The organism is Terriglobus sp. ADX1, assembly GCF_036877645.1.
Lineage (GTDB): Bacteria > Acidobacteriota > Terriglobia > Terriglobales > Acidobacteriaceae > Terriglobus.
On record NZ_JAEDXV010000013.1, the window covers coordinates 56,607 to 68,789 of the forward strand.

A 12,183-nucleotide genomic window follows, 5' to 3' on the forward strand; every position below is an offset into this window, starting at 1 on the left:
GAGTGTTAAGCTCCGTTTTCTTTATCGGCTTCATAAGCGATGGCATCACCAAATTGAACGCGTCGAAAAGCACGATGCTGGCCAACATTCTCAGCCGCTCCCAGGAAGAGATATCCGCGACGCGTGAGTGAGCGATGGAGGTCATCTATGACGCGATCCTTTGTTTGTTGATCGAAGTAGATGAGGACATTGCGACAGAAGATCACATCAAACGGGCCATGGTTGCGGAGGTTTTGGCGCAGATCCATTTGTTCAAAGCGAACCATCTGGCGTACGGCATCGCATACCCGCCACTCGTTGCCTACAGGTTGAAAGTAGCGCTGAAGATAGTTGGGTGGAAGACCGCGGTTAACCTCAAAGTTGCCGTAGATGCCACTGCGTGCGCGTGTCAGCACTTTGTCTGACAGATCAGTGCCAAGAATCGATACTTCATGACTCGTCACACCCATCTCCAGCAACAGCATGGCAATGCTGTATACCTCTTGGCCTGAAGATGCTGCTGCAGACCATATCTGCAACTTCTGGCCGCGTGGCAATCCGGCGAAAAGTTGTGGCAGGACTTTGCTGCGCAGTGCTTCGAAGGGCGCATGATCTCGAAAAAACAACGTCTCATGCGTTGTCATGGCTTCAATCACCTGGCGGGAATAGCCGGGAGTTCCTTGCGCAAGCTTCGTGCAGAGTTCATCGAAGCCACTGAGCGCCTCGCGTTCCACGATGGGTGTGAGTCTCGACTTCAGCAGATAGCCTTTGCTTTCATCGAGCAGGATGCCGGACTCGCGATGAATCCATCGTTGCAGGAAGGTATAGCTCTGCACTGAAATTGCGCCATCTTGAGTATGGGAACTACGGAGTGTGTCAGGCATTTTGTCTCCTCCCTGATTGGCGCTGAATTGCATCGGCGATCGAGTTAACGTCTAAGACTTCGTGGGCTAGCTGTGCTTGTGCGACCGCTCCCGGCATGCCCCACACCACGCTGGATGCTTCATCTTGCACGATGACGTGCGCGCCAAGACGATGTAGTTCCTGCACCCCACGTAGTCCGTCCTGGCCCATGCCCGTGAGTATTGTTGCGATGGTTGCGCCACCATAGACCTCTGCAACTGATCGGAAGAGAACATCGACCGCTGGCCTGCACGAGCATTCCATCGGACCCTGGTTGAGAGAAATGTATGCTCCGTCGCTATCGCGAACCACGCGCATATGAAAGTTTCCGGGCGCAAGGAAGGCCTTGCCTGGTGTTACTTTCATGCCTTCTTCTGCTTCGACAATGTCCATTCCAGTGACCGAACGGATGCGGGTGGCAAGCAGATGTGTGAAGACGGGTGGCATGTGTTGCACGATGACGATAGGCAGAGGATAGTTATGCGGGAGTTGCTGCAGCACAGTTGTAAGCGCAGTGGGACCGCCGGTTGAGACACCGATAGCAAGCACTTCTCGATCTCGCTGCGGGCGCTTCAGCAGTGAAGTAGGTGACATGAACGAGCGATTCGATTCTGTTGCTGGCTTCAAGCTACGGCCAGGAAAGAGCAGACGAATCTTTTCGCAAAGCTGTTCATGGATCGACTCAATGGAGTCCGACAACGAGACGTCATCGGAAGGCTTCATGAGGAAATCTGTAGCACCATGAACCAGCGCATCGATACATCCACTGATGGACTCAGGTGATGACCTGCTGAAGAGGATGACACGCAGGCGGGGATATCGCTCGCGCAGAATCGGCAGCAACTGTAGGCCACTCATGCCAGGCATGTGGATGTCGAGTATCAGCAGATCCGGGGAAAGCTGCGCGATCTTCTCAATCGCGATCTCGGCGGAAGCTGCATGGCCGCAGATTGTGAACTCTTCTTCAAGCGCGCGTATCAGTATCCGTCGAACAACCACTGAGTCGTCGACGATAAGAATGCTGATCTTATCTGTTGAGTTTTGCTTTCGCATGGCGATAGGTTCTGCGATCACCGGTCATGCCCTTTCCAGCTGTGAGGTCGAGGGGGAGCCGACGTGGAAGATTTTCCACGTCGGCAATGCAGCTATAGCGTGAATCGGGAGACGAGGTTCTGCAGTTCGCTAGCCATGTTGTGAAGTGACTTGGCGGCGGTCTGCGTTCCAGCGGCACCAGCGGTTGTGCCTTGAGCGGCCGAAGCGACGCCTGCGATGTTCACTGCAATCTCGCTGACACCACGCGAAGCATCATTCACGCTGCGGCCAATTTCGTTGGTGGTTGCGGTCTGCTCTTCCACTGCGGAGGCAATGGTGCTGGAGACATCGTTAATTTGATTAATGATCTGCGTGATCTCTTCAATCGCATGAACAGCGCTATTCGTATCGCACTGGATAGCTTCGATCTTCTGGCCAATTTCCTCCGTAGCCTTCGCGGTTTCCTTCGCCAGTTCCTTCACCTCGTTGGCGACAACGGCAAAACCCTTGCCTGCTTCGCCAGCACGAGCAGCTTCAATGGTGGCATTCAACGCCAACAGGTTGGTCTGTTGTGCGATGGATGTGATGACTTTGACGACCTTACCGATCTCAATGCTGGACTGACCTAGCTTCTGGATGGTTTGGTTTGTTGCATTCGCTGCTGTGACAGCGGTGTGCGCAACACGAGCACTTTCATTTGCGCTCTTCGAAATTTCGCGGATGGAGGCCTGCATCTCCTCGCTCCCAGCAGCGACGACGGTAACGTTGCGTGAGACTTCGTCGCTGGCAGTAGATACGACCGATGCTTGTGTCGCTGTTTCTTCCGCATTGCTTGCCATCTGCTGACTGATGACGGAAAGCTCTTCTGACGAGGAGCTGAGAGAACCTGCTGCACGAGCAATGGCCTGAATGCGATCTCGGAGATCAGAGAAGAAGTCACGCAGCGTGGCGCCCATCTGGCCAATGGCATCTGTGCCCTCTACGGCGATCACGCCCGTAAGGTTTCCATCTCGCGCCATCTGCACCACATGCAGTATCTCGCGCACCTTTGCTTCAAGCTCAATACCGCGCTGCCGCTCAGCCTCCTGGTGAGCTTCGTGTTCTTTACGTGCAAGTACTGTTGCAGTGACTTCCGTAGCGAACTTCACCACACGCTCAGGCCGACCATTCGCATCGAAGATCGGATTGTACGATCCATAGATCCATACTTCACGTTCGCCCTTGCCAAAGCGCTGGTACTCACCGCTCTGATACTCGCCACGCGCAAGTGCTGCCCAAAATTCACGATATGCCGCGCTATTCTTTGCATCCTTGCCCATGAACATGCTGTGGTGATGGTCTTTGATTTCAGACAGCGTGTAGCCCATCGTGTTCAGGAAGTTGTCATTTGCCGTGATGATGGTTCCATCCAACTGAAACTCAATGACTGCCTGCGTGCGACTCACAGCTTCTACCTGGCCACGGTAATTGGTATTGCGACGCATGGCTTCTGTAATATCCAGGGCAACCTTCATCACTTTGTACGGCAGCCCGTTGCTATCCAGAATCGGCATGTAACAACCTTGCAGCCAGAACTCCTGCCCTTGCTTGCCAAAGCGGCGGAAGATGGATGTCTGCGTTTCGCCGCGGTTCAGCGCAGCCCACATGCCGCGATACTCGTGGCCCTGTGCTTCTGCAGGATCAACGAACATGCTGTGATGTTTGCCGACAATCTCATCAAGGCGATAGCCCGTCCAGAAGAGAAAGTTGGGATTCGCCATCTGCACAATGCCGTCCAGACCAAATTCCACGACGGCTTGTGAGCGACCAATGGCATCAAAGGCATCCTGTAGATTTGCGTTCTTCTCTGCCTTTTGCGTGGTTGAGGGTTTGCGTACAGGCACCGGAGAATTTCCGGCGATATCGGTTATGCGGCTTGCTGTTGCCATGATGGATCTCCGTGAATTGAGTAAGAAAGTTAATGACAGGCGACTTCTAAAAAACGTTCCGCGCGCAGCAGGTGCATGAGGCGGTCCTTCAGTCGATACACTCCAGCAATCAGCTCGCGCTGATGTGCTGGAACGTTATCGGGCACAGGTGCATAGGAATTCAAAGGAACTTCAAGAACATCGCCAATGCTGTCGACGAGCAGACTGATTGGACCGTCGTCCGTCTGGATGATGATGTTCATCGGCCCGCCAGGCCCAGGATGCGGAGGCAGACCCAATGTGCATCGCGTGTCGACGGCTGCGACGGTCTGGCCGCGAAGGTTGATGAGACCGCGAATTGCCTTGGGAGCAAGAGGGATCGGCGTCATCTCCTGGTAGCGAAGTACCTCCTGCACGCGAACGGCTTCGATACCGAAGAAGAGATTCTCAACATGAAAGGTTGCGAACTGTACGGATTCTCCGCGAACCTTACGGCGCTCTTGGGTGATGTTCATTGTTTACTCCCTGCCGCTACCGGCATCGTTGTCAGGAAGTGAAGAAGTTCCTCGCGTTGATTCATGCTGAAGTTGGCGTCAAAGTGATCTGAGGGGAGGGTATGTTTGTCTGCAATGGAAATCAACGCTATGCCGCCGTTACGAGCAACAGTGATAAAACGGGTGGAGTTATCCGGCATGTTGTTTGAAACGAGGAGTGCTGCTGCCGGTTCACATATTTCTGCAAGTGCAAGCGCTTGCTCGAACGAATGGGCCTCGCAAACGCGGATACCACTCATCTCAAGAAAGCTGCGATGCATTGAGGTGCAGGACGCGAACTCGCCAATGACTAACACTGTCCTGGCTTCGGTGACTTGAGTACTGTCGGATGCCATCGTAAGCATGGCGGCCACATCCAAAATGTCTGTGATCGATCCACCAACAATTGCTGAACCCAAAAGGCAGGTATGCTCACTACGCCTGCGGAAAGTTACGCTTTCTTCGACGATGTCGATGATGTGATCGACGATGACGCCTGTCTGCCTCACACCTTCGCCAACCACGATGAGTTGTGCGTTTGCATCCGGCATACTCTCTGAAGCGTGTTGGTCATTCAATAGTGATGCGAGGTGCAGCAATGGAAGGATCTGTCCGCGATAGTGCATCACGGAACGACCAGACGCATGCTCGATACGTGAAGACTCGATTTGCTCCAGACGTGAGACGAGTGCGAGGGGGACTGCAACACGTTTATAGTTGCCTGCGCTAAACACGAGGAAGCTTTGCGGATCCTCACCACTCTTCTTTGTAGTGTTGTCCAATCGCCGTGTGTCGCGGCCCTGTGATGCCATGCCGCTCAAGCGGGCAAGACCAGGGATATCAAGGATGAGAGCAACACGGCCATCGCCCATGATGGTTGCGCCCAGGTATGAGGTGAGGCCCTTCAAACGACGACCGAGCGCTTTGACGACGATCTCCTGCGTGTCGAAGATGCCATCCACCACAATGCCAAAGGGTCGTTCTTCTGCCTGCACCACAACGATGTTGATCACAGGCGTTGTAGGAAATTCTTCGCCCTCAAGGCAAAGAACGCGATTGAGATAAGTAAGCGGCAGCAGTTGTCCACGACGACGGAAGACCGGTGTTCCGTGGACATACTCAATCCCGGTACGGCCTGCATCCTGCTCCAGACGAACCAGTTCCAAGAGGTTTGCCTGTGGAATGACGAAGCGGTGTTCTTCTCCTGCAGACTGTGCGTGAATGATCAGGCCAGGAATGATGGCGAGCGTGAGAGGAATCTTAATGCGGACCGTGGAACCCTGCATGCCTGTGCGATTGGCAATGTCGACTATGCCGCCGATCTTTTCAATGTTGGTCTTCACGACGTCCATACCAACGCCGCGGCCTGAGATGCTGGTGACTTGCTCGGCCGTGGAGAAGCCCGGTAAGAAAACAAGTTGAATGGCTTCGCGCTCATCCATCTGCTCTGCTTGATCCTGACGGATCAAACCTTTGGCGAGGGCGCGCAGCTTCAGCTTTTCCGGATCAAGGCCGCGTCCATCGTCAGTGATCTCGATGTGAACATGTCCACCTTCATGGAAAGCACGAAGAAGTACTTCGCCGACTGCAGGCTTGCCCGCAGCCAGACGTGCCTCTGGTGTTTCCACGCCGTGGTCGCAGGCGTTGCGAACAACGTGCGTGAGTGGGTCTTTGATGGCCTCAATGATGGTCTTGTCGAGCTCCGTCTCGGCCCCTTGCATCTCAAGATGAATCTTCTTGCCACACTCTGTAGCCAGGTCGCGGATCACACGTGGAAGTTTGTTCCAGACGACGCCGATCGGCTGCATACGCGTCTTCAGAACGCCTTCCTGCAATTCGCTGGTGATGACGTTCAAGCGTTGCACTGTGCGCAGCAGCGATGTGTCCTGTTGTGATGTCCCCTGCAGCAGTTGATTGCGCGAAAGCACCAACTCACCGACAAGGTTCATCAGCTTATCCAGCAGGCCAACATCTACACGAATGGTGGTGTCAACACAGGCTGCGCGATTGTGTGCCTCGGTATCTTCTGCAGCAGGGGCTGGAGGTGGCACAGGCGCGGCCACAACCGTATCTGTGGTTGATGTTGGTGTACACGGCAACGTGGTTTCCGGTAGAGGCGCCGCGGCGATAAGAGCCATGTCATGCAATGCAAATTCAAGGCGTGCGCGAAGGTCAGCGTAATCGAGTGGACCCTCAGTTGCAGTGGTCTCAATGGAGTTGATGATTGCCTTAATTGCGTCAACGCTTTCCAGTAGAAGACCTGTAAGCGTGGCATTGAGCGGACGCTGATCGGACCGCACCTGATCCAGAATGTTTTCGGCCACGTGCGTGATCGCGCTCAGCGTCATGAAGCCGAAAAATCCGCACGTTCCCTTGATGGTGTGGAAGGTGCGAAAAACGCTGGCGACGAGAGCTTTGTCGTCAGGTGATTGTTCGAGCTGCACAATCTCCTGATCCAGATGGACGAGGCCTTCAGCGCATTCGATGAGAAATTCTCGTACCTCTTCTTCCAATTCCACGGTTGCTCCGGCTTAGTTCACTGACTACCTCCTCCCTATCGGCGGAATCGTGGATTGTATGAAGCACGGACAGAATTAATCCTTGCAGCTGATCTCGTTTTAGGTAAACGCATTCACTTGGTCTTTCACCGGCTTGGGATGCAGACTCGAAATGGTTTATCTAAACTGTTTATAAATAATGGTTTAGATGAACTAGAGGTGGGCGCCCGGGGCTGAATCCTGATGTGGCCGCTTTCCATCTAATCCACAGGCTGTTACCTTAGTACAAGGCCCGAACTATGGGCTGTGCTGCGCATCCCGACGGGTTCCTGTTTGAGTTTGACCTGATCGATTTCTTTGGAGAGAAAGTCAGCAATGGCAAAGGCAATTTGGAATGGCCAGACGGTGGCCGAAAGCGAAAGCTTCGAAACCGTAGAAGGCAACGTTTACTTCCCTGAGGAGACGGTTAAGCGCGAGTTTCTCCGCCCCAGCTCCACTTCATCTTCGTGCCCGTGGAAGGGCCAGGCGCGTTACTTTACGCTGCTGGTCGACGGTCAAGAGAATCCCGACGCGGCCTGGTATTACCCCGATCCCAAGCCGGCAGCACGTCAGGTAAAACACCACATCGCCTTCTGGCGCGGTGTAGAAGTCTCCAAGTAGCATCGGAGCATTTTGCTATTAGCAAAGGCGGCCTGAGGGCCGCCTTTGTGCTTTTCAGGCCATTCGAGAATATATTGATGCCACGGAAGGCTGTCGTGCGCACACGTTTCAGCAACGATCCACGTCAGGAAAATCCATAGGGAGCCGATCCATGACTTCGACGGCGAAGAGTAAGGTAAGCGTCACTGTCTCTGAAAACGGTCCATACATCGTCACAGGCGACATTCCTCTCAGCAAACAGACCATCATCACAGATGCTAAGGGCGGTTCTGAGGAGTGGCGGGAAGGCGAGGCTATTCCACATCATGAGACGTATGCGCTGTGTCGGTGCGGCCACTCGGGATCAAAACCCTTCTGTGATGGCACACATGCAAAGGTCAAATTTAAAGGGACGGAAACTGCAAGCCGTGAAGCCTATCTCGATCAGGCGCAGGTGCTGGATGGTCCAGTGCTTCAACTCACCGATGCAGAAAGCCAATGCGCATTTGCCCGTTTCTGCGATCCAAACGGTCAGGTCTGGAACCAGGTCGAACGAACCGATCATCCTCACATCAAGGAGTTGTTCATCCGCCAGGTGAATAACTGCCCTTCAGGACGCCTCGTCGCCTGGGACAAAGCCACAGGCCAACCTGTCGAACATGCGTTGCCAATATCGATAGGTCTGGTCGAAGATCCGGAACAGAAATGCAGTGGGCCACTCTGGCTGCGCGGAGGAATACAGGTGACCTCTGCAGATGGATTTGAGTATGAGGTGCGCAATCGCGTCACGCTCTGTCGTTGCGGTGAGTCCAAGAACAAACCGTTCTGCGATGGCACGCATGCGGCGATCAAATTCCAGGATTCGTAAACGCGTTGGTCATCCTCAGTGGCCGAGATAGTCAGCGAGCCGAATGGATGGAATATCCAGCGAAGTGCGGAAGCGCGTTACCGGGCGATAGACCGTCGTGGTGAGCGACTGCACTATGCAGTCTCTGGTCGCTCCGGTGATGCCGCGCGGGCCGAAATTCACAGGCCAGTGCGTCAACGGATCGAAGCCTGTGCCTCCGTCATAGGTCGGGATCTGCATCGGTACCTTGGGTATGGGGCAACCAGACGCCATCGTGGCGTCAATCTCGATCGGATAGGGAACCGAGTAGGCAAAATGGCAGACGACACTCGTTCTGGCAGAGCGGCCTTCGTGGGGCGGATTGATGGCATCACAGCTACCGCCGCCGGGAATGGCGAAGAGATCGCGGATAGCAGTGGTCTGGGACGTACCGGGAGCGATCTCCTCGGCAGCCAGAGAGACTGTAAGGTGAGCATCTGCATGACCCGCATGCTCCATCACCTCCGTCGGTACACGGAACGTCATGCCTTCCGGCGTAAGCGCGGTGGGACGCCACGGTGAGGTATACCGATACCTACCCGCCTCCAGGTGATACTGCATCGCCGCATTGTGCAGCCGATTTCCATTCGGCAAACCAAGAAGTTCAATCGGAACAGACATCGCAAGCAGCCAGGAGCTGTTCTGGTTGTTATGTCCCGAAAACAGTCCCGGAACGTAATGCAGGTGAAGCTGTGGTGCAGCGCCTTCGCGGTAACGTGCCTTTAGCAGTAGCGTACCAAGCGATGCGGGAGACATCTTCGATACGAAGAAGATCATCAGCAGAAACAGTACTGCTGAGGATCCCATCAGGATGCGGCCCAACTGGTATGACCGTGTGCGATACAGCAACACCAGCAGGAATGCGAAGATGCCGGCAAAGAGAACACTGAAGATCAGTCGTGCATAAGGAGCATCGGCTTCAGGACCATTTCTACCGATGACGAGTGCCAGCATCACCAGCCAGATCACAACACTTCCTAATGTGGTGAAAAAAGTAGAGACAAGCGTAGAGGTAATACATGCAAACAGGAACATCGGAATCCACACGATGAGTAAATGCATTGTTGCCGACCACGGAAATCCAGATTGAAACGGCGATACGCCTGCGTAGAAGGCTAAACACCACTGCATCACGAAGTGGGGTAGCGCAATGCACACCAATACAAACAGCAGCTTGGCACCAAGCAAACTGTTCCAGCGATAAGGTCTCGTTGTCCAGAACTGCTTGTCACCTACGATTGCCTCTTCGTGGACAAGTCGCGCAATCATCACCAGCCAGAAGACGGGTATAGCTATCTGCAATAACGTGTGCACCAACGGCAACATGTCGTTGGTGGACCAGGAATGGTGCCCGGGCCAACCAGTAGGCACCAGAAGCCCCGTCAGAACAAGCAAACCAGCGTAGATTGCAAGATCAACTCTCTGATGGCGAAGGTCTTTGCGAAAGATGTGCAGTGCCTGTGTCATGCGGCGCTCCGTTGTGTGCGGGTTACAGCCAGAAAGATCTCACGCAGTCCGATGGATGTGGATTCAATCGACTGCGTGGAGGGCAATGCGCTGCGAATCTCTTGCGGCAGTGATTCAGAACTTCCGTTGGCATGAACGAACCGCACCACTGCGCCAGAGCTTTCCGGGCACATCCAATCCCGCGGGAATGTGCGCGCTATCTGCGTGCTGTCGGCAAGTGTGACGGTGATCTCGCGGAAGCGATCCAGCAGCACATCCAAAGGCTCTGCGAACATCAGTTGGCCGTTATGCAGCATCGCTGCATGCGTGGCAAAGGGTTCAATCTCGGCAAGGTCATGCGTGGAGATCAACACGGTTGGCGGTGTTCCATCTTCTGTAGCAAGCCGATCAATCAGTGTGCGTGTTAGTTCGTCACGCACTAGCGGATCAAGCCCGGAGAAGGGTTCATCCATCAGGATAAGTTCGGGGCGAAAGGCAAGCACGCTGGCCAGCGCCAGCTTCATACGCATACCGCGTGAAAGCTCACGGATGCGGCGATCGTCCGGCAAATCAAGATCGCGTAGCAGCGATCCTTCTTCCCATGTGGGATAGAAAGGACGCAGGTAATCCATGAAACCGCGCACGGTCATCCAGTCCGGCATCTCCTGTCCTTCGGCCACGTAGCCCACACGCGTGAACATCGTGCTGTCCAGTTGTGTACTGGGTGTCCCAAGCAGAGTTGCCGTGCCACTGGTCGGGCGCAACATGTTCAGCAGAACCTTCAGTAGAGTGGTTTTCCTGCGCCGTTGTGGCCTGCCAGCGCATATACCGATCCTCGCGGGACGGTCAGATTCAGAGGAGCAAGCGCAGTGTGATTACCAAAGCGCATGGTGAGTTGGTGTGTCTGAATAGCGGCATCCGATGTCATTCGGTATCTCCGGAAAAGAGTCGGTTCCAGTGTTTTTCCAGTGCAGCGGTTACATCTTCCAGCGGAATAGACAAACGCTTGGCTTCCACCACAAGCTCTTCCATCTGCTTGCCTAGCAAGTCCGTGCGTTGTGAAGCAGTTGAGCGCGGAGGCTCTGCGACGACCGTTCCGATACCCGGCACAGCCTGTAGCAGGCCATCGGCAATCAACTGGCTGATGACTTTGTGAGCAGTATTGGGATTGATAGAAAGATCGCGGGAAAGCGCACGCACGGAAGGGAATAGGTCGCCGGGGCGAAGTTGCCCTGCCACAATCGCGCGCGTTGCAGCATAAACCACTTGCTCATGGATGGGCTGGCCGGGCTGCAAGCGTACGCGAAACGGTGTCACGCGTGTATTAGTACAACTAGTACACCGTGCATGACAAGAGTTTATTTTGCAAGCGACGCAGCGTTATGGGCGAGGAACTGGACCGGGTGTGCCGAGAATGTGGATGGTATGCAGCCACGCTTCCGCCAGTGTGGGCCAACGTGAGATGGGAAGTGCTGTTGGACGCAAGCCAAATCCGTGCCCGCCCTGCGTAAACAGATGCAGTTCTGCGGGAACCTTCACGTCCTTCAGTGCTTGAAAATACACCAGAGCGTTTTCGACGTGTGCGGTGTAATCATCTTCTGCCATCACCAGAAACGTTGGAGGTGTATCGGCCACTGGTTTTACCGTGGGATTTACCTTGCCATCAGCACCGTTCAGCCAACCTGGATACAGCAGCATCTGCCAGTTGGGTTTGGCGTCTGCCGTGGATGGTGGAACGTTCTTTCCCTGGAAATCCGAATGGGTGCTAAGTGCTGCGGCAAGATGTGCTCCTGCGGAAAATCCAATCGCTCCAATCCGCTGCGGATCAATGGCCCATTCCACAGCGTGAGCACGCGCGATGCGCATGGCTTGTTGCGCGTCTTCCAGGTCTTCTACATTGTCCGGGTAGTGGCCTGTCTCCGGCACGCGATACTTCACCAGCAGGCACGTCATGCCGATGGAGTTCAACCAATCACAAACTTCTGTTCCTTCCAGATTCCATGCGAGCCGTATGTAAGCTCCGCCGGGAAATACTAACGCTGCGGCCCCAGTGTTCTTTTCCTTTGGTGGGAAATATACGGAGAGTGTCGGCTTACTCACATTCGTGATCCGAACCGTTACCTTGCCGGAGACGATGCGATTGGAGTCAGTGGTGGGATCCGTCTCGGGGCCAGTGATCGTTGAAGGTTCAGGGTTGCCATTGGGCCACAGCGGAAGTGTGTGCTGTTGACTGAATGCTGCACAAGGCAAGAACGTGAACAGTGAAACGGCACAAACCCAACGTGCAAGACGCATGACTAACTCTCCGGTAATTTCGCAGCGGCGTTAGGCCACCTGCGAGATCACCGGAAGGGTATAGC

The 12,183-nt window shown here is 54.5% G+C and carries 12 protein-coding genes; 2 read left to right on the forward strand and 10 right to left on the reverse strand.

Annotated elements, in window-relative coordinates; translation table 11 throughout:
• Positions 1-5: 5 nt before the first annotated feature.
• The 5 genes from JAO32_RS10480 to JAO32_RS10500 form a co-directional block, all read right to left on the reverse strand.
• Entirely contained in the window at positions 6-863 is an 858-nt protein-coding gene (locus tag JAO32_RS10480) for a CheR family methyltransferase (protein ID WP_334240050.1), read from the reverse strand.
• Positions 856-1,935 (reverse strand): chemotaxis-specific protein-glutamate methyltransferase CheB, encoded by a 1,080-nt coding sequence (gene cheB / locus JAO32_RS10485; protein WP_334240052.1) that lies wholly within the window; start codon positions 1,933-1,935, stop codon positions 856-858. Before cheB ends, JAO32_RS10480 begins: the two co-directional genes overlap by 8 nt.
• A 92-nt stretch (positions 1,936-2,027) precedes the next feature.
• Positions 2,028-3,842, reverse strand: a complete 1,815-nt coding sequence (locus JAO32_RS10490; protein ID WP_334240054.1) for a methyl-accepting chemotaxis protein — start codon at positions 3,840-3,842, stop codon at positions 2,028-2,030.
• 29 nt (positions 3,843-3,871) lie between these two features.
• Complete coding sequence (locus tag JAO32_RS10495) at positions 3,872-4,336, reverse strand: chemotaxis protein CheW (RefSeq protein ID WP_334240056.1); 465 nt, start codon at positions 4,334-4,336, stop codon at positions 3,872-3,874.
• Positions 4,333-6,873, reverse strand: coding sequence for a chemotaxis protein CheA (locus tag JAO32_RS10500; RefSeq protein WP_334240058.1), 2,541 nt, complete (start codon positions 6,871-6,873; stop codon positions 4,333-4,335). The genes JAO32_RS10495 and JAO32_RS10500 overlap by 4 nt, the downstream gene beginning before the upstream one ends.
• Before the next feature lie 354 nt (positions 6,874-7,227).
• On the opposite strand from JAO32_RS10500, the gene JAO32_RS10505 reads away from it, so the two are divergent.
• Positions 7,228-7,512 (forward strand): DUF427 domain-containing protein, encoded by a 285-nt coding sequence (locus JAO32_RS10505; RefSeq protein WP_047489308.1) that lies wholly within the window; start codon positions 7,228-7,230, stop codon positions 7,510-7,512.
• A gap of 151 nt (positions 7,513-7,663) precedes the next feature.
• Entirely contained in the window at positions 7,664-8,359 is a 696-nt protein-coding gene (locus JAO32_RS10510) for a CDGSH iron-sulfur domain-containing protein (RefSeq protein ID WP_334240061.1), read from the forward strand.
• 15 nt (positions 8,360-8,374) lie between these two features.
• Here the strand turns inward: JAO32_RS10510 and JAO32_RS10515 are convergent, their stop codons facing one another.
• The 5 genes from JAO32_RS10515 to JAO32_RS10535 all read right to left on the reverse strand — a co-directional run bounded on the left by JAO32_RS10515 (position 8,375) and on the right by JAO32_RS10535 (position 12,118).
• Entirely contained in the window at positions 8,375-9,844 is a 1,470-nt protein-coding gene (locus JAO32_RS10515; RefSeq protein ID WP_334240063.1) for a hypothetical protein, read from the reverse strand.
• Positions 9,841-10,590: an ABC transporter ATP-binding protein gene (locus JAO32_RS10520; protein ID WP_334240065.1), complete on the reverse strand. Its 750-nt coding sequence runs from the start codon at positions 10,588-10,590 to the stop codon at positions 9,841-9,843. The genes JAO32_RS10515 and JAO32_RS10520 overlap by 4 nt, the downstream gene beginning before the upstream one ends.
• 14 nt (positions 10,591-10,604) lie before the next feature.
• On the reverse strand, positions 10,605-10,751 hold the full coding sequence (locus tag JAO32_RS10525; RefSeq protein ID WP_334240067.1) for a hypothetical protein: 147 nt from the start codon (positions 10,749-10,751) through the stop codon (positions 10,605-10,607).
• Entirely contained in the window at positions 10,748-11,140 is a 393-nt protein-coding gene (locus JAO32_RS10530) for a GntR family transcriptional regulator (protein WP_334240069.1), read from the reverse strand. Before JAO32_RS10530 ends, JAO32_RS10525 begins: the two co-directional genes overlap by 4 nt.
• Positions 11,141-11,203: 63 nt before the next feature.
• Positions 11,204-12,118 (reverse strand): alpha/beta hydrolase, encoded by a 915-nt coding sequence (locus tag JAO32_RS10535; RefSeq protein WP_334240072.1) that lies wholly within the window; start codon positions 12,116-12,118, stop codon positions 11,204-11,206.
• Between the last annotated feature and the right edge of the window lie 65 nt (positions 12,119-12,183).